Origin of the sequence: Methylobacterium sp. WSM2598, assembly GCF_000379105.1 — a bacterium.
Classification (GTDB): domain Bacteria; phylum Pseudomonadota; class Alphaproteobacteria; order Rhizobiales; family Beijerinckiaceae; genus Methylobacterium.
Map to the genome: position 1 here is coordinate 5,502,152 of NZ_KB900609.1, position 18,122 is coordinate 5,520,273.

An 18,122-nucleotide genomic window follows, 5' to 3' on the forward strand; every position below is an offset into this window, starting at 1 on the left:
GTCCCCGCCGGCCTCGCGCCGCGCGGCGGACGGGAGGCAAGGAGCCGAACGAAGCCCATGGCCGCACTTACCCGCACAGCCGCCCGCGCGGCCGGAACCCTGGCATCCGCCGCCCGCGTGCCCGTCTGGCTCGCCGGAATCGCCGGCGCCGACAAGTCCTTCGCGAAGAACCCGATCCTCGGCAGCCCGACGCTCAACCGCCTGGGCCTGCACGCGGCGCGGGTGCAACTCGCCGCCCGCATGGCCGAGCAGCGCCGCGCCCGGATGGCGCCGCTGGTCGACCCGGCCGACCGCGCCGCCTTCGACCGGGACGGCATCGTCATCAAGCGCGACTTCCTGGACCCGGAGACCTTCCGGGCCCTCAAGGACGAGATCTTCGGGCGGCGCTTCGCGGCCCGGGAACTGCGCCAGGGCCAGGCCGTGCAGCGCATGGTCCCGCTCGGCCGCGACACGCTCCCCGGCCTGCCGCAGCTCTCGGCGCTGGTCAGCCACCCCGCGCTGCGCGGCCTGACCTACTACGCGGCCTCGCGGGCCGGGGAGCCGGTCTACTACCTGCAGACCGTCGTGGCCGAGCCCGACGGCCCGAACGATCCGCAGACGGCGCTGCACGCCGACACCTTCCACGCCACCACCAAGGGCTGGTTCTTCCTGCACGACGTGGCGGAGGAGGAGGGGCCCTTCGTCTACGTGCCCGGCTCGCACCGGCTGACGCCGGAGCGCCTGGCCTGGGAGCGCGCGCAGAGCGTCGCGGCGCGGGGGCATGCCAACAGCCACCACGCGGCCGGCTCCTTCCGGATCCGCGAGGAGGACCTGCCCGGCCTCGGCTACGGCGCGCCGGTGCGGGTCGCGGTGCCGGCCAACACCCTGGTGATCGCTGACACGTTCGGCTTCCACGCCCGCGCCCCGAGCCTCCGGGCGAGCACGCGGGTGACCGTCCACACCTACATCCGCCGCAACCCGTTCCTGCCCTGGACCGGCCTCGACCCGAAGGCGCTGCCGGGGCTGCGCGGCCGCGAACTCGCGCTCTATCTCGGGTTCCAGGACCTGAAGCGGCGCCTCACCGGCCGCGGCGCCCCCTGGCGGCCGGTCGGGCCGGTGACCGTCGACGCGCCCGCGCAGGTCTAGGGCCGACCGACGGCGCCGGGACGCGGCGCACCCGGGGCGCGCCGGCGGGGCTCAGCCCCGTGCCGGCGGGGCTCAGCCCCGTGCCGGCGGGGCTCAGCCCCGTGCCGGCGGGGCTCAGCCCCGTGCCGGCGGGGCTCAGCCCCGCGCCGGCGGGGCTCAGCCCCGCGCCGGCGGGGCTCAGCCCCGCGCCGGCGGGGCTCAGCCCCGCGCCGGCGGGGCTCAGCCCCGCCGCAGCACGTGGCGCCAGATCAGGGACCAGACCTGCTTCATCACCGCCTCGGCCGTGAGTTCCCGCCGCGACAGGGAGGGATCGCCCTCCGCGAGGCGGCGCACCAGCACCTCGGGCGGGCAGGGCAGGCCGGTGCGCGGATCGACGTAGCGCGGATAGGCGATCAGCGCCCCCGCCACGAGTTCGTCCAGGCTGAGCCGCCGCGTGCGCCGCGGGCAGGGCGGGCTCTCCGTCAGGCCCCAGCCGGCGTAGAAGGGCAGGCCGTGCGTCGTCACCGGCTTGCCCCGCAGCAGCGCCTCGAAGCCGATCAGGGAGGTCAGCGTCTCGACGTGGTCGGCCGCGTCGATCGCGTCCGCCGCCGAGACGTCCCGCAGCACCATGTCGGCATGGGCCGCCAGGTCCTGCGCCGGCACCCAGCCGGGGCGCAGGCCCGCCTCCACGTCCGGATGCGGCTTGAAGGCGATCACCGCCCCCGGATGACGCTCCCGGGCGCGGCGCAGCAGGTCCGCGTTGGTGCGCACCTCCAGGCAGCCGAGCCGGATCGAGGCGTCGTTCTCCACTTGGCCGGCCACCAGCACCAGGGGGCCGGGCCGCGGCCGCGGCGGCATCGGCGCGCCGCCGACATTGTACTTGCTGACCCGTGCGGCGACGATAGTCTCGCGCAGGTCGGCCGCGCGCTCCAGCATCGCTTCGTCGAACTCGGCCGTCTCCAGCAGCCGCTCCAGGTCGCTCGGGCGCGTGGCGTCGTAGTAGACCCCCGCGCGGTCGAGGACGTGCGAGGCCCCCGGCCGCAGGGCGACCCCGAGCCCGACCGAGCGCAGGAACCCGTCCTCCATCCGCAGCAGCGGGATGCCTGCGGCGCGGCAGGCCTCCTCCGTCCCCTCCGGCATCCGGCTCGCCCAGGCGACGACGCGCGCGAAGCCCCGCAGGTCGGAGGCGGTCACGCGCGCGACCTTCTGCGGGATCACCGGACGCTGGCCCGGGGACGAGAAGGTCTCGCTCACCGAGCGCCGCTTCCAGGCCGAGAAGCCGAGGCAGAGCGTGCGCGCCGTGTTCTCCCGGGCGCGGCCGACGATCAGGGCCAGGTAGTCGAGGGCGTCCTCCAGCCGGCAGGCCTCGCCCAGATAGGGGTCGAAGTAGCGGGAGCAGACGATGTAGGCCGCGGCGAAGACCTCCTGCGGGCTGCGGCGGCGGGAGCGCCGCGGCAGGTGCAGCCGGTCGTCCGTGAAGCCCCAGCCGGCGTAGAAGGGCAGGCCGAAGCAGGTCACCCGGCGCCCCGCCAGGGCGGCTTCGAGGCCGATATGGCTGGTCACCACGAACAGGCGGGCGCATTCCTCCACCACCGACCAGGCGGCGACCGGCTCGGTCACCAGCCGGGCGCCGAAGCGCGCGGCCGTGGCGGCGTCGATGTGGCCGACCGTGCCGGGCGGGGCGGCCGGGTCCATCACCACGACCCGCTCGGCCTGCGGGTGCTCGGCGGCCGCGGCGGCCAGCATCGCGGTGAAGCAGGTCGCCCCGGCGAGCCCGAAGCCGATCGTGGCGTCCTGGCGCCCCTGGTCGACGATGGCGACGCGCGGGGCCGCGCGCGGGCCGGGCGCCTCGCCGAGCACCTCGCCGAGCAGCCGGCGGCGCGGGTCGTTGTCGAGGCTCAGCCGCTCCTCGCGCAGGCGGGCGCTGCCGGCCTCGGCCCGCGCCAGGGTCTCGGGCGTCTCCCAGCCGCCCTCCTCCAGCATGATCTCGAGTTCACTCGGCGCCGTGGCGTCGTAGTAGATGCCGAGCCCGTCCACGATGTAGCTGAGGCCGCGCGCGCCGCGCCCCGCCGCGGGCAGGCGCAGGAAGCCGTCGTCCCAGCGGTCGGTGAGGCGCACGCGGCGGGAGGTCGGATCGCTGCCCAGCCGGCGCGACCGGCGCGGCGTCTCCGGCTCGCTGTCGGACGCGGTGCGGGGCCAGAACCGCTTGAGCTTGCTGTGATCCATCCGGTGCTCGTCTCGGGCGGGTCTGCCCGCGCCGCGGGTCCCGCGCCGTTCCATATCGGCCGGGCCCCGTCAAGCGCGGCGGTGTCGGGCCGGGGCGCGGGTGCGCCGGCTTCCGGCGCGGCCGCGTCGCCGCTATAGCCGGGACCGCCGGGCGGCCCCGCCCCGGCCCGACCGTGGAGCCGGATCATGCCCGTCATCCTGATCAGCGGCGCGTCGAGCGGGATCGGCGCCGCCCTCGCGCGCCACTACGCGGCCCCGGGCACGACCCTCGCGCTCAACGCCCGCGGGGCCGAGCGGCTGGAAGCGGTGGCGGAATCCTGCCGGCGCGCCGGGGCGGAGGTCGAGACCCGCGCCCTCGACGTGCGCGACCGCGCCGCCACGCGCGCCTGGATCGAGGACCTCGCCGCCCGCCGCGGCCTCGACCTCGCCATCGCCAATGCGGGCGTGAATGGCGGCCACCCGGAGGGCGGGATCGAGACCGAGGAGACGGCCTTCCTGGTCATCGACGTGAACCTGCTCGGGGCGCTCAACGTGGCGCTGCCCTGCGTGGCGCGGATGGCGGCGCGGGGACGCGGCCAAGTCGCCCTGATCTCCTCGCTCGCCGCCATCGCGCCCCTGCCCGACGCGCCCGCCTATAGCGGCACCAAGGCGGCGCTCCTCGCCCACGGCCTCGCCCTCCGCGAGAAGCTCGCGCCGCGAGGCGTGCGGATGAACGTGGTCTGCCCGGGCTACGTGCGCACCGCCATGGGGGCCGATTACCAGGGCTGGCGTCCCCTGGAGATGAGCGCCGAGGCGGCGGCGCGGCGGATCGCCAGGGGCCTCGCCCGGGACGAGGCGGTGATCGCCTTCCCGGCCGCCCTCGCGGCGGCGGCCCGCGGCGCCGCCCTCCTGCCGGAATCCCTGCGCCGCCTCGGCATGCGCGGCTTCCGCTTCCGGACGGGGGAGCGGCAGCAGCGCTGATCCCCCCACGCATCGCGACGCCGGAGCCTCCCTTGCGCATCGCCCTCTTCACCCTCGAAGCCCTGCCCAACGCCCGCGCGGTGCGCCGCTTCGTGGCCGACCACGCGGCGGAGATCGCCTTCGTGGGCCTCTCGAACCCGGAGCGGCCGAGCGCCGGCGGGCTCCTCGGCCAAGTGCGCCGCCACCTCGTGCGCTCGGGCCCCGGCTTCCTGCCCTATCTGGGGGTGAATTTCGGCCTGCCCGACCTCGTGCGCGGCCTCGCGCCGGTGACGCAGCGGCTCGGCGGCAGCCTGGACCAGCCCGAGACGACGCCGCTCGCCGCGCTCTGCCGCCGGCTCGGCCTGGCGCATGCCCGCATCGACGCCGTGAACGCGCCCGAGACGACGGCGCTCATCGCCGAGCACCGGGCCGACCTCATCGTCTCCTACCATTTCGACCAGATCTTCGACGCCGCGACCCTGGCGGCGGCGCCGCTCGGCGGGATCAACCTGCATCCCTCGCTGCTGCCGCGCCATCGCGGGCCGGTACCGACCCTGCACGCGCTCCTCGACGAGACGCCGGATTTTGGGGTCACGGTGCATCGCCTGAGCCCGCAGATCGATGCCGGCACGATCCTGGCGCAGGAGCGGGCGGACCTGCCCGCCGACGTCACCGCCACCCGGGCGGCGATGCGCCTGCACGAGGCGGGCCGCCCGCTCCTCGCCGGGATCCTCGACGCCGTGCGGCGGGACGGCCGGGTGCCGCCGGGCCGCGCCGTGCCGGTGCTGCCCTATTGCGGCTTCCCGAGCCCCGCGCAGCTGCGCGACCTGAAGCGCCGCGGCCGCCGCCTCGTGGACGCGCGCGACCTTGCCGAGGCGTTCAGCCTGTCGCTGCGCTGAGCGGGTGAGCGCCGGGCGGCGGCCCCCTCCGGCGGGGGCTGCCCGCGGCGGGAGCTGCCCGTTCCCGCCTCAGCTGCGCCGCGCGATCAGCCGCTCGACCAGCGAGCCGCCCCGGTTCAGCTCCGCCGTCTCCTCGGCGAGCGCCGCGACGGTGAGGCGGATCTGCTCCACCGTGTGCTCCGAGGTCAGGAAGAAGCGCAGGCGCGACGAGCGCTCGGGCACGGCCGGGTGGATGATCGGCTGCACGTTGACGCCGCGCTTGAACAGGCGGTCGGACAGGGTCACGGCCTTGAGCGAGTCGCCGATGATCACCGGCACGACGGCGAGGCCGAGGCTGGTCCCGGTGTCGAGGCCGCGCTGGCGCGCCTCGCTGAGGAAGAGCTGGCCGTTGCGGCGCAGGCGCTCGACCCGCTCCGGCTCGCGGTGCATCAGGTCCAGCGAGGCGGCCGCCGCCGCGGCGAGCGGCGGCGACATCCCCACCGAGTAGACGAAGCCGCCCGCCGTGCATTTCAGGAACTCGACGAGGGCGGCGCAGCCCGCCACGTAGCCGCCGCAGGACGAGAGCGTCTTCGACAGCGTGCCCATCCAGATGTCGACGGAGCGCGGGTCGACGTCGCAATGCTCGTGCAGCCCGTGGCCGTGCCGCCCGAGCACGCCGAGCCCGTGCGCCTCGTCCACCATCAGCCAGGCGCCGTAGCGCTCCTTCAGGGCGACGAAGCCGGCGAGGTCCGGCGCGTCGCCGTCCATGCTGTAGAGGCCCTCGATGATGATGAGGGCGCGGCGGTGCTCGTGGCGGGTGGCGTGAAGCAGCCCTTCGAGCGCGGCGAGGTCGTTGTGCGGGAAGCTGCGCCGCTGCGCGCCCGAGAGCTGCGCGCCGGTCACCACGGAATTGTGGATCAGGGCGTCGTGATAGATCACGTCGCCCGCCTCCATCAGGGCCGCGATGGTCGCCACGTTGGTGGCGTGCCCGCTCACCATGACGACGCAGGATTCGGTGCCGTAATGGGCCGCCAGCGCCCGCTCCAGGGCGAGGTGCCCCGGCCGCTCGCCGGCGACGACCCGGCTCGCCGAGGCCGAGGTGCCGTAGGTGGACAGCGCGGCCTGCGCCGCCGCGTTCACCTCCGCATGGCCGTTGAGGCCGAGGTAATCATAGGACGAGAAGTTGATCAGCGTCTCGCCGTCGATGCGCGTCGTCGCGCCCGCCTTGGCGTCGTGAACGCGGAAGAACGGGTTGCCGAGGCCGATCAGCTCCGCCGCGGAGCGCTGCAGCTTCAGCTCCTTGTAGCCGGGCAGGCTCTCGAAATCCTGCGCCGGGACCAGGGCAGGCTTCGGCGCGGGCCGGGTCGGGCCCGGGCGGGTGGGGGCCTTGCCGAGGCGGGCCGCCACGAAGCCGGCGAGCGCCTCGCGACCGCCTGTGGGTTTGGTGGAACTGCTCATGGGCAGCGCGTATCCGTCCGATGTTCCGCTACGGGAGAGGCAGGAAGACACGCAAAAGGGGATTTTCTGAGGCCCGCCGCGGCTCCGCGAGCCGCGGCGGGCGCATCTCAGAGGATCACCTTGATCTCGCGGCTCTTCTCCTCGACGAGGGCCTGGAGCGGGTCGAGCTGGCTGGCATCCAGGCTCTCGCCCGCGTGGCGCTGGGCGAGGCTCAGCACCGCCGCCGCGCCCTCGTCGACCGGCGCCGCCACCGACTGGATCAGCGTGTCGGCGAGTTCGAGCACGGTCTGGCTGCTCGACACGCCCGCCGGCGGCGCCTCCAGGCCGAAGCGCTCCTGCAGGCTGGCGCCGAGCTCGACGCCCATCAGCGAGTCGAGGCCGATCTCCGAGAGCTGCCGCACGCGGCTGAGGTCGTCCTTCGGCAGGCGCAGGATGCGGGCCACGTCCTCGACGATCGCGTCCGCCACGACCTTGCGCACCTCGTCGAGGTCGAGGCTGCGCAGGAGGCCCGGGATGCTGATCGCCGTGACCCCGCCGGCCTCCGTCTGCTGCTCCGAGCCCAGGGCCGCGTAGCTCGGCGATTTCAGCGTCGCGAGGCGCTCGCGGGCCTTGCCCCAGTGCATCGCCGCGATGGCCAGCACCGCGTCGTCCGGGGCCGGGCCCTGCAGGCTCAGCGCCTCGGCCATCAGATCGAGGGACTTGCGCGCGGCGACCGGCGTCACGCCGACGCGCTCGGACAGGGTCTCCATCACGGCGCGGTTGCGGGCGAGCACGCCGACATCCCCGATCGCCCCCCAGGCCACCGCCAGGGCCGGCAGGCCGAGGCGGCGCCGCTGCCGGGCCAGCCCCTCCATGAAGCCGTTCGCCGCCACGTAGGCGCCCTGGCCCGGGTTGCCGATGAAGGTCGTGGCCGAGGAGAACAGCACGAAGTAGTCGAGGCTGCGGGTGCGGGTGAGCGCGTCGAGGTGGCTCGCGCCGGTCACCTTCGGGGCCAGGACCGCGTCGAGGGCGGCCGGATCGAGGTTCGCGACCAGACCGTCCTGCAGCACCATGGCGCCGTGGATGATGCCGGCGAGGGGCGGGCCCTCCGCCTCGACCGCGTCGAGGAGCGTCGCGACCGCCGCGCGATCCGCGATGTCGCAGGCCAGGGTGCGCACGCTCACGCCGCGGCCGGTGAGCTCCGCGATCGTGGCGAGGGCCTCCTCGCTCGACGGGGCCCGGCGGCCGACGAGCACGATGTGCCTGGCCCCGTGATCGGCGAGCCAGCGCGCCGCCTCGATGCCGAAGCCGCCGAGGCCGCCGGTGACGAGGTGGCTGCGGTCGGGCGCCACCACGAAGGGGCGGCGCGTCTCCGCCGCGACCGTGCCGGCCCGGGGCGGCGCGATCACGATCTTGCCCACGTGACCCGATTGCTGCATCAGCCGGAACGCGTCCGACACCTCCTCGGCCGCGAAGGGCTGGAACGGCAGCGGCTTCAGAACCCCGTCCGCGAACAGCGCCATCACCTCGCGGAACAGGCGCTGGCCCTCCTCCGGCTGGAATTGCAGCAGCTGGTCGAGGTCGACCCCGAAATAGGACAGGTTCCGCCGGAACGGCCGCAGCCCGATATGGGTGTTGGCCACGTAGTCCCGCTTGCCGAGCTCGACGAAGCGCCCGAACGGCTTGAGGACGTTGAGGCTGCGCTCCATCGCCTCGCCCGAGAGGCTGTTGAGCACCACGTCGACGCCGTCGCCGGTGATCCGGCGGATCTCGTCCACGAAGGCGAGGGAGCGGGAATCGAGCACGTGCTCGGCGCCCAGCGCCTTCACGAGGGCGCGCTTCTCCGTCGAGCCCGCCGTGGCGATCACCCGCGCGCCCCGCGAGGCCGCGATCTGCAGGGCCGCGAGGCCGACGCCGCCCGCCCCGCCATGGACCAGCACCCACTCGCCGGCCTTGATCCGGGCCAGGGTGACGAGGCCGTAATAGGCGGTGAGGAAGGCGACCGGCGTCGTCGCGGCGGCCTGCAGGCCGATGCCCTTGGGCGCCGGCGCCACCACCATCTCGGGCACCACCACGTGGGTGGCGAAGCCCGACTGGGCGAAGGCCACGACCGCGTCGCCGGGCGCCACCGCGGTGACGCCGGGGCCGACCGCCGTGACGCGGCCCGAGCATTCGAGACCGAGCCGCGGGCCGGCGAAGCCGTCCTCCAGGATCTCCTCGGGCAGCATCGAGAGCGCCCAGAGCACGTCCCGGAAGTTGAGGCCCGTCGCCTCGACCGCGATCTCCACCTGGCCCGGGCCGGGGGCGACGCGCTCGGCCGGACCCCAGCGCATCTCGTTGAGGCCGCCATGGGCGCTGCGCTCCAGCCGCGCGGCCGGCGCCGCCCCGGCCTCGCGCACCGAGCGCCGGCCGGTGCCGCCCGCCGCGAAGCGCACGACCCGGGTGCGGTCCTCGTCGAGGACGATCTCGGTCTCGGCCGTGCCCGACAGGATGAGGTCGCGCAGCCGCTCGGCCGTGCGCTTCGAGGTCAGCGTCGCCGCGAGGTCGACCCGCCGGATGTCGAGGCTCGCCACCTCGTTCGCCAGCGTGCGCGTGAAGGCCCAGACGCCGGCCTCGACGCTGCAGGCCGGCCCGCCGCGGTCCCGGGTCGCGCCGGGGCAGACCACCCAGAGCCGGGTCGGCCGCGTGCCGAGATGCTCGACGCAGCGCTTGAGCCCGAGCACCCGCTCGCGCAGGCGCGCCGCCGGCTCCCCGCCGCGGCCGAAGGCCTTGGCGAGGTACATCACGGTGTCGGGCGTCTCCCGCGCCAGTTCCTGCAGCGACACCTCGGAATCGAGGATGATCGAGACGTGCACGCCGCTCGCCACGAGCAGCGTCGCCAGCGAGGAGGCGGTCTCGGCCGCGAAATCGTCCTCCGACCCGATGATGAAGGCGAAGGTCTGGCCCGGCGCCGGCTTCGGCCGCGGCGGCGCCTCGGCCAGGAGCAGGAGGTCGTTGCCCGCCTCGGTGGCGGCGCGGTCGGCCGAGACCTTCACGAGGCCGGCCGCCGAGAGCGCCCGCTGCCAGCCCGCGACGTCGTCGAGGCGCCCGACCGGCAGGTCGGGCTCGCCCTCGAACCAGGTCGGCGCGAGGCCGAAGACGAGGTCGCGGAACAGCGAGGCGGCGGGCTCGACCGCCGCGAACAGCCCGCCCGTGGCGAGGCTGGCCGCGAGCCGGCCGAGCAGCTCGCGGTCGCTGCGATGGAGCACGTCGCTCGCCAGCACCGCGTCGATGGCGGCCTGGGGCAGCTCCGCCGGGTCCTCGATCACCGTGATCCCGGCCGGGAGCGCGAGGCGCGCCCGCTCGGCGAGGCGGCGATCCGCCTCGAAGACGGTGAGCTTCGCCTCGCAGGCGGCCGCGAAGGCCGCCACCTGCGCGGAGAGCGGGCCGTAGCCGATCTGCAGGAGCCGCAGCGCCCGGTCGCGGGGCAGGGCCGACTGGCTGCGCTCCAGCAGCCGCATCAGCGTCTCGGCCGAGGCGCGCACCGTCGCGCCGCGCAGGCTGAACCCGTCGAGGGCGGCCTGGGGCAGGACGGGGGCCTGGCTCAGGCTCCCGTCGAGGATCCGGGCGACCACTGCGCCGAGATCGGCGCAGAGCAGCAGCTCCGCCGAGAGGTCGGGATGGTCCGCCGCGATCCAGCGCATGATCTCGTCGGGATCGGGCAGCGTCACGTCCGTGCGCAGCTTCCAGCGGTGGTCGCCGAGTCCCTCGGCGAGCCCGCTGCCGTCGAGGGCGATGAGCTGGTTGACGAACCAGGGGCGCAGCGCCTCCGGCAGGCGGCCGAGGGACGCGAGGTCGACGATGCTGCCGCGCGACAGGCCGCGGGCGAGCCGGTAGGCGAGGGCGGTCGCCCAGCCTTCCAGCAGCATGTGCCCGGGCGAGAGCGCCGCCTCGTCCTGCGCCAGCACGCCCGGCGCCTGCCGGCGCGCGGTCGCGGCGACCGAGGGCTGCGGCTCCAGCGCGATCGCGGTCGGCTCGGTGGCGAGTTCGGTCGCTTGCCGGATCGCGTAGGCGTCGAGGTCGCCGCCGCCCTTGGCGCGCAGGGCCTGGAAGCGGCCCTCGCGCAGGGTCGCGATCACCGCGCCCTCCGCGTCCACCAGGGTGAAGTCGGCCAGGATACTGCGCTCGTTGCAGCGCAGGGTCCGGATCATCGCCCGGGCGATCACGCCGCCGGGCCGCAGCAGGCGCACCTCGCCGAAGCGCACCGGCACGTAGGCCTTGCCGGCATTCTCGCCGAGCAGGTCGGCGAAGAGCAGGATCAGGCCGTGGAAGCAGGAATCGAGGCGGGCGGGCACCAGGCCGAAGCGCGGATTGGCCTCTGCCGGCACCAGTTCCGAGACGATGGTGGCCTCGTCGAGCCGGGCGCTGCGGGCGACCTGCCGGAAGCTCGGGCCGAAGCCGAGGCCGGAGCGGCGCGCCCGCTCGTAGAGCTCCTCGCCGGACACGACCTGGTCGTCGGGCAGCGCCACCTCGACGCGGGCCGGGACCGGGCGCTCGCCCTCCACGATCTTGGCGACCGCGTGGAGCTGCCAGGCGGCCTGCGCGAGGCGGGGCCGCGACAGGATCTGCACCTGGTTGACGCCGGGCGCGAAGCGCGCCTGGACCTCGCGCAGGGCCTCCTCGGCGAAGATCATCGGCTGCTGGATCTCGACGTCGGCCAGCGTCACGGCCTCGCTGCCGAGATGCTCGCGGGCCACCGCCAGCGCCATCTCCACGAAGGCCGCCCCGGGCAGGATCGCCTGGCCGTCGATGCGGTGGTCGTCGAGGTCGGGATTGGTGGCGAGGTCGAGATGGGCCTGCCACTCCAGCCCGCCCGCGAAGAGCCGGGATCCGATCAGCGGGTGGTAGGGCCGCGGGCTCGCCGGGCTCAGCACCTCGGTGGTCTCGGCGAGCCGGAACGGGCGGCGCTGCCAGGGATAGGAGGGCAGGGCGACCGGCCCCTCGGGGTTGCGCCCGAAGGCCACCGCCTCGTCCACGGCGGCGCCCTGCACCACGGCGCTCGCCAGCGCCTGCAGGAACGGGTCGCGGTCGGACGGCTTCTTGTGCAGCACGCCCACGGTGGCGCCGTCGATGCCGAGCGGCTCCAGGCAGTCGCCGATATGGGGCAGCAGGGTCGGCCGCGGGCCGACCTCGACGAAGACGCGGGCGCCCGCGCGGGCGGCGGCCTGCACGGCCTCGCTGAAGCGCACCGGCTCGCGGATGTTGCGCCACCAGTAGCCGGCGTCGAACCGCTCGCCCGCCAGCAGGTCGCCGGTCACGGTCGAGGCCATCGGCACGGTCCCGGCCGAGGGCGCGAGCCCCTTGAGGTCGCGCAGCAGCGGCCCCTCGATCGGGTCCATCAGCCGGCCGTGGAACGCGTAGTCGAGATCGAGCTTGCGGCCGCGGCGGCGCTTGCGCGCCATCGCCTTCATGGCGGCGTCGATCGACTCGACCGGGCCCGCCACCGTGACCGCCTTCGGGCTGTTCAGGGCCGCGATGTCGAGGTCGGGGAAATCGGCCAGGAAGGTCTCCACCTCCTCGACCGGGGCCAGCAGCACCGCCATCGTGCCGAGGCCGCGCGTGGTCTCCTGGTGCTTCGAGCGGTTGAAGATCACCCGCACGGCCTGGGGCAGGCTCAGGATGCCGGCGGCCTCCGCGGCGCCGATCTCGCCGACCGAGTGGCCGATGATCACCCCGGGGGTGAGCCCGACCGCCCGCAGGGCCGCCGTCGCGGCGCTCTGGATCGCGAAGATCAGCGGCTGGGAGACGCTGGTGAGGACGAGGCGCGCCTCCAGGTCGTCCGCGAACAGGGCCTCGGTCAGCGACCAGCCGGCGAGCGGCCGGAACAGCGCGTCGACCGCCTCGAAGCGGCTCCGGAAGCTCGCATTCGCCGCATAGGCGTCGCGGCCCATCCCGGCCCATTGGCTGCCGTTGCCGGAATACACGAAGGCGACCGGGCCCGAGCGCTCGGAGGCGGTGCCGAGGGCGCCGGCGGGCGGCTCCTCGGAGGCCGCGACGGCCCGCAGGCTCTCGGCGACGGCGCTGGCATCCGCGAGCGGCACGGCGAGCCGGGTGGGCAGGCGCTCCCGGCGGTGGGCGGCCGCCGCGGCGATGCGGCCGATCTCGGCCGGGGCGGCGCCGTCGAGGCGCTCCGCGTAGGCCTCGGCGAGTTCGTTGAGGGCGGCGCGGCTCTGCGCCGACAGGAGCAGCACCTCCGGCGCCGGCGCGGCCTCGCCCGCGCCCGCCGGGGCGGCGCCCTTGGCGTCGGTGAGGATCACGTGCGCGTTGGTGCCGCCGAAGCCGAACGAGTTCACGCCCGCGAAGCGCTCGCCGCGCCCCCGCGCGAGCGGCCGCGGCGCCGTGTTCACGGCGAGGTTCAGCTCGTCGAAGCGGATGGCGGGGTTGAGCTCCTCGCAGTGCAGCGAGGGCGGCAGCAGGTCGTGCTCGAGGGCGAGGCTCGCCTTCAGCAGGCCGGCGAGGCCGGAGACCGGCTCGGTATGGCCGATATTGGTCTTGATCGAGCCGATCGGCAGCGGGGCGGTGCGGCCGCGGCCGATCTTCGACCCGATGGCGCCGGCCTCGATCGGGTCGCCGACCGGCGTGCCGGTCCCGTGCGCCTCCACGAAGGCGACCGCGTCGAGGTCGATGCCGGCCTCGCGGTAGATCTCCTCCAGCAGCACGCCCTGCGCGTAGCCCGAGGGCAGCGAGATGCCGGTCGTGCGCCCGTCCGAATTGACCTTGGAGGCCGCGATCACCGCGCGCACCGTGGCGCCGGTCCGCGCCGCCGCCGCCGCCGATTGCAGCACCAGGACGACGCCGCCCTCCGCGCGCACGTAGCCGTCCGCCCTGGCCGAGAAGGCCTGGCACAGGCCCGTGCGCGACAGCATCGAGGCGTTCGAGAAGGAGATGAAGTTGAACGGGCTCGCCAGCACGTTCACGCCCGCCACCACGGCCGTGTCGATGCGGCCCGAGGCGATCGCCGCGACGGCCGCGTCGAGGGCCACCAGCGAGGACGAGCAGGCCGTGTCGAGGGTGAAGCTCGGCCCCTTCAGGTCGAAGATGTAGGAGATGCGGTTCGAGAGGATCGACAGCGTGTTGCCGGTCGCCGCGTAGGCGTCGCCGGAGGCGCAGTCGAGCACCCGCAGATTGCCGTAATCGAGCGAGGAGGCGCCCACGAAGACGCCGATCCCGGTCCCGGCGACGGCGGAGGGCCGCAGGCCCGCATCCTCCAGCGCCTCCCAGGTCAGTTCGAGCAGCATCCGCTGCTGGGGATCCATCTGCTCCGCCTCGCGGGGCGAGATCCCGAACACGGTGGGGTCGAACGACCAGATGTCGTCGAGCACGCCCGCCGCCCAGGTGTAGCTCTTGCCGCGCTCCTGGACGCGCGGATGCCCCAGGCGCTCCAGGGACCAGCGGTCCTCCGGGATCCGGGAGACCGCGCAGCGCCCCTCGGCGAGGAGCTGCCAGAGGCCGTCGATGCCCGTGGCACCCGGGAGTCGGCAGGCCCGACCGATGATCGCGATGTCAGGACGATGTCTCACGTTCGGTACGCACGCTCGCTCAAAGGGGAAGCCGGCGGGTGTGCCGACGCGGACCTTCCTTAGCCATAGTATGCGACCTGAGCCGAGGCCAACCCCCCGCAGGCCGCCGTCATCCCTCAGCCCCTGCCGATGCCGGGGCGGTGTTGCACAACTTCATCAGTGATACTGCGTCGCGAATTTCGGCAGCTTGCCCTGATCCGCGGCACATCGTGCGGTTGCCAGCATCGAACAGCGCCCGTCATTGTTAAGTTCATCGTGCCTCGCGACTGTGCTGGCGCAGGCCGCTAGTAAGCCGGAAATTCGGGTCGTATTGCGGCAGAGCCGCCGTCCGCTTCCCCGGATTGAGCACGGCCGCCAACCCGCAGGCCCGTTCCCGCGCCCGTTCCCGCGCGAGGGGACCTTCGGAGGGGACCTCGGCGGGGCGTCGCGCGGTTCCGCCCGGCCCGCTCTCCCCGCCGCGTCCGCCGGATCGGTGGCCGTCCCGGCCGACGATGCTCAGAAGGCCTTGAAGGTGATGATGGTCCGGGTGTCCTGGATGTTCGGGATCGTCTGCACGTTCTCGGCGACGAAGTGCCCGATATCGACCCCATCCTCGACGTGGAACTTGGCGAGAACGTCGTAATGCCCGGCGGTGGAGTAGATCTCTGAGGCGATCTCCCGGTCGGCGAGCGCGCTCGCCACCGTGTAGGTGCGCCCGAGCTGGCACTTGATCTCGACGAAGAAGGTCTGCATCGGCCTCGCCCCCCTGGCCGCCGGGATGCCCGGCCCCGCGGCGGGGCTGCATACCGGGCCGGCTTCCCTCTAGCGCTGCGGCGCAGCATCGGCAAGCCGCGCAGGCCCGTCACCAGAGCCGGAACTGGGCCTTCGCGCGGGCGAAATTCGGGTTGTAGTACGGGTCGTTGCGCAGCTGGGCCCCCCAGCGCTCGAGCATCGTGGCGACCTCCGCCTCGAAGCGGGCGCGCTTCTGCGGCGTGTCCTCCAGGCCCCGGCTCTTCGATTCGTGATGGATCAGGCCGGCATGGGGCGTCCAGATGATGGCGTAGCCGGCCTGCCGGATGCGCAGGCAGAGGTCGACGTCGTTGAAGGCCACCGCGAGGCGCTCCGCGTCGAAGCCGCCGACCTCCCGGAAGACGCTCGCGCGCATCATCAGGCAGGCCCCGGTGACGGCGGAGACCTCCTGGGCCATCGCCATGCGGCCGAAATAGCCGGGATCCTCGGGCCCGATGCCGAGGTGGCTGTGGCCGGCGACGCCCCCCGCGCCCAGCACGACGCCGCCGTGCTGGAGCGTGCCGTCCGGGTAGGAGAGCTTGGCCCCGACCGCGCCGATGCCGGGCTCGACGGCGATCGAGACCATCTCGGCGAGCCAGCCGGGCTCCCTCACCTCGATGTCGTTGTTGAGGAAGAGCAGGAGCGGGCCGGTCGCGGCGGCGGCGCCCTCGTTCGACAGCGCCGAGAAGTTGAAGGCGCCGGGGCTCGGCAGCACGCGCACCCGCGGGTCGGCCGCGACCTCGGCGAACAGCGCCCGGGTGGCGGGCTCGCGGCTGTCGTTGTCGAGGATGATCACCTCGATGTCCGGATAGGCGGTCCCCTTGAGCAGGCCGCGCAGCGCCACCGCGAGCAGCTCGGCCCGGTCGCGGGTCGGGATCACCACGGACACGCGCGGGGCCGGGTCCGGCACGGCGCGCACGAGGCGGTTGAAGCCGAGCGGACCGCGCTCGGCCCGGTGCGGCCAGCCGCGGCGCGCGATCAGGTCGCGCAGGGCCTGGAGGCGGGCGGCCTCGGCCCGGGCGAGCGCCGTGTCCGAGAAGGTGCCCGAGCCGATCGCCGCGCGCCAGTGGTAGAGCACCTGCGGCAGGTGGCGGATGCGGTCGGGGGAGAGCCGGTCGGCGAGGCGCAGCAGCAGGTCGTGGTCCTGGCTGCCCTCGAAGCCGGGCCGCAGGCCGCCCACCTCCCGCACCAGGCTGGTGCGCACCACCGTGAGGTGGTTGATGTAGTTCTGCGCGTAGAGGAGTTCGGGGTTCCAGTCGCTCTTGAAATGCGGCTCGAAGCGCCGCCCCTTGGCGTCGACCTTGTCCTCGTCCGTGTAGATCAGGTCGAGGGACGGGTCCTTGGCGATCGCCCTGGCGACCTCGAACAGGGCGTGCTCGGGCAGGACGTCGTCGTGGTCCATGAAGGCCACGTAGGGGCCGGCCGCCAGCGCGAGGGCCGTGTTGGTGGCCCGCGCGATGTGGCCGTTCTCCGGGCGGCGGACGACCCGCACCCGCGCGTCCGCGGCGGCGGCCCGGTCGAGCAGGCGCGGCACGGCCGGGTCCGTCGAGGCGTCGTCGGCGATGCAGAGTTCCCAATGCGGGTAGAGCTGCGCCCGGACGGAGCGCAGGGCCTCCTCCAGCACCTTCGGAGCCGGGTTGTAGACCGGCATCACCACCGAGATCAGCGGCGGGTCCGTCATGGCGCCGGCCTCGGCGCGGATGCGCGCCCGGTCCGCCTCCGAGAGGGTGTCGAAGCAGCGCACCCAGGTGTCGTAGCCGGTCAGGCCCGGGGGCGTGATCGCCCGCAGCAGGCGGTTGCGCGCCCGGACGCGCTTGCCGAGGAGCCGCCAGAACACGGCCTGGCCGGCGAGGTCGGGCCGGCGCAGGAGGCCGCGGCCGAGGAGGGCGAGGCGGCTGCGCTCCCGCAGCGTCATGTCGCCGAGGGTGACCTCGGTCTCGCCGAGCATGGGCGTGACCTTGAGCGCGACGAGGCCGGCGGGCAGGCGCCCGGTCCAGGTGAAGCGGCCGTTGCCGTAGGCGCGCTCCGCGAGGCTCGTGGTCTCGTGCTGGCTCAGGCGCTCGGCCACGGCGGCGAGCTCGACCCGGCTGAAGGAGCCGCGGCCCTCGTCGCGGAAGCTGATCTCGACCCAGCGCCCGCCCAGCCCGCTGCCTCTCAGGTCGAGGACCAGGGAGGCGGCCTCGTGCGGGTCGGGCGCGAAGGCGCGGGTGGTCCGCTCGCCCCGCAGGGGGAGGATCGCCGCCTCGACGGCCCCGCGGGCGGCGCCCGCGCGGATCGGGTCCGCGTGGTCTTGGCCGCCGCGGTCTTGGCCCGCGCGGACGTGGCCGCCGCGGACTTGGCCTGCGCGCTCGCTCATCGCCGTCGCTCTCCGCTGCCCGTCCCGGCCCCCGGCGGCCGCTGTCGGCCGGCCTCCTAGCCCACCACTCCCTCGCCCGGAAAGGGGCGCCGCGCGCAAAACCGGCTTGCCAACCCCGTCCGACACCCCTATACGGCCCCTCACACCGGGGCCGCTTCCCGCATGAGCGGCCCTGCGGGGCGCGTAGCTCAGCGGGAGAGCACTACGTTGACATCGTAGGGGTCACAGGTTCGATCCCTGTCGCGCCCACCATCAGACCCCATGACCCATCAGACCCCATGACATCGCAAGGGCCGCACCGCGAGGGCGGCCTTTTCTGCGTGGCGGTTCCAGGGTCATTGAGCCCGTGATCCTTGCCGCCGGCCATCGCGAATTTCCGCTCATTGTCGGGATTTCGTCGCGCGTCGGTTAACCGTCGGGCCAACCCGCGTGAACCAATCCGAACTACTTCCGATTGTCAATTCAGCCCCCAGCGGTTGTGCAATGACGATGGAGGAGAACGTTGGCCTACACGATTCGGGTCAGAGAGTTGAGGACCCGCGGGCCCGCGAACGAATTCGTTCTGGCCCATTCGATCATGGACCGTGCGCAAGCCGAACATCTCGTCGCGCGGTTGGCCACCTCGTATCCACGCCACGGTTTCGATCCCGATCGCGGGATCTACTGGTTTCAGGGCTTCAGCGGATTGCATGAGATTTGGGCGGCCGCGGACGCCTGAGCGCGCGCCGGCCCGCGCGCCGCCACCGATCGGTCTGGAGCATGATCCCCGGCCCTGGCCGGACGACGATCCCGGAACCGGCGGGGCCCGCCCGGTCGACGGGCGGGCCCTCGCGCGCCGAGGACCCGGGCCGGCCG

The 18,122-nt window shown here is 74.3% G+C and carries 9 protein-coding genes and 1 tRNA gene; 5 read left to right on the forward strand and 5 right to left on the reverse strand.

What is annotated here, in order from left to right; translation table 11 throughout:
• Positions 1-57: 57 nt before the first annotated feature.
• Positions 58-1,125 (forward strand): phytanoyl-CoA dioxygenase family protein, encoded by a 1,068-nt coding sequence (locus tag MET2598_RS0125945; protein WP_026190947.1) that lies wholly within the window; start codon positions 58-60, stop codon positions 1,123-1,125.
• 219 nt (positions 1,126-1,344) lie between these two features.
• Here MET2598_RS0125945 and MET2598_RS0125950 read toward each other — a convergent pair whose 3' ends face one another.
• Positions 1,345-3,330, reverse strand: a complete 1,986-nt coding sequence (locus MET2598_RS0125950) for a capsular polysaccharide biosynthesis protein (RefSeq protein WP_018262853.1) — start codon at positions 3,328-3,330, stop codon at positions 1,345-1,347.
• Between the two features lie 186 nt (positions 3,331-3,516).
• On the opposite strand from MET2598_RS0125950, the gene MET2598_RS0125955 reads away from it, so the two are divergent.
• Both MET2598_RS0125955 and MET2598_RS0125960 read left to right on the forward strand, forming a co-directional pair.
• Entirely contained in the window at positions 3,517-4,290 is a 774-nt protein-coding gene (locus MET2598_RS0125955; protein ID WP_012330309.1) for an SDR family NAD(P)-dependent oxidoreductase, read from the forward strand.
• Between the two features lie 32 nt (positions 4,291-4,322).
• Positions 4,323-5,168, forward strand: coding sequence for a formyltransferase family protein (locus MET2598_RS0125960; protein WP_012330308.1), 846 nt, complete (start codon positions 4,323-4,325; stop codon positions 5,166-5,168).
• Positions 5,169-5,237: 69 nt separating this feature from the next.
• Here MET2598_RS0125960 and MET2598_RS0125965 read toward each other — a convergent pair whose 3' ends face one another.
• From MET2598_RS0125965 to MET2598_RS0125980, 4 genes are all read right to left on the reverse strand, one after another.
• Positions 5,238-6,605 (reverse strand): aminotransferase class I/II-fold pyridoxal phosphate-dependent enzyme, encoded by a 1,368-nt coding sequence (locus MET2598_RS0125965; protein WP_012330307.1) that lies wholly within the window; start codon positions 6,603-6,605, stop codon positions 5,238-5,240.
• Positions 6,606-6,712: 107 nt separating this feature from the next.
• Positions 6,713-14,143 carry a type I polyketide synthase gene (locus MET2598_RS0125970; protein ID WP_018262854.1) on the reverse strand — a complete coding sequence of 2,477 codons (7,431 nt, stop codon included), beginning with the start codon at positions 14,141-14,143 and terminating at the stop codon, positions 6,713-6,715.
• Positions 14,144-14,638: 495 nt separating this feature from the next.
• Positions 14,639-14,875: an Lrp/AsnC ligand binding domain-containing protein gene (locus MET2598_RS0125975; RefSeq protein WP_012330305.1), complete on the reverse strand. Its 237-nt coding sequence runs from the start codon at positions 14,873-14,875 to the stop codon at positions 14,639-14,641.
• A 109-nt stretch (positions 14,876-14,984) separates the two neighbouring features.
• Positions 14,985-17,267, reverse strand: coding sequence for a glycosyltransferase family 2 protein (locus MET2598_RS0125980; RefSeq protein ID WP_018262855.1), 2,283 nt, complete (start codon positions 17,265-17,267; stop codon positions 14,985-14,987).
• Positions 17,268-17,444: 177 nt separating this feature from the next.
• Here MET2598_RS0125980 and MET2598_RS0125985 point away from each other — a divergent pair.
• Together MET2598_RS0125985 and MET2598_RS0125990 are read left to right on the forward strand one after the other, a co-directional pair.
• Positions 17,445-17,519 (forward strand) — tRNA-Val (locus tag MET2598_RS0125985).
• A gap of 250 nt (positions 17,520-17,769) precedes the next feature.
• Positions 17,770-17,985, forward strand: coding sequence for a hypothetical protein (locus MET2598_RS0125990; protein ID WP_012330303.1), 216 nt, complete (start codon positions 17,770-17,772; stop codon positions 17,983-17,985).
• Positions 17,986-18,122 lie beyond the last annotated feature (137 nt).

Bases quoted from the DNA above. Each gene is read 5' to 3' on its own strand.
- MET2598_RS0125980 (WP_018262855.1), bottom strand. From the start codon at position 17,267: ATGAGCGAGCGCGCAGGCCAAGTCCGCGGCGGCCACGTCCGCGCGGGC.
- MET2598_RS0125955 (WP_012330309.1), top strand. From the start codon at position 3,517: ATGCCCGTCATCCTGATCAGCGGCGCGTCGAGCGGGATCGGCGCCGCC.
- MET2598_RS0125950 (WP_018262853.1), bottom strand. From the start codon at position 3,330: ATGGATCACAGCAAGCTCAAGCGGTTCTGGCCCCGCACCGCGTCCGAC.
- MET2598_RS0125965 (WP_012330307.1), bottom strand. From the start codon at position 6,605: ATGAGCAGTTCCACCAAACCCACAGGCGGTCGCGAGGCGCTCGCCGGC.
- MET2598_RS0125975 (WP_012330305.1), bottom strand. From the start codon at position 14,875: ATGCAGACCTTCTTCGTCGAGATCAAGTGCCAGCTCGGGCGCACCTAC.
- MET2598_RS0125945 (WP_026190947.1), top strand. From the start codon at position 58: ATGGCCGCACTTACCCGCACAGCCGCCCGCGCGGCCGGAACCCTGGCA.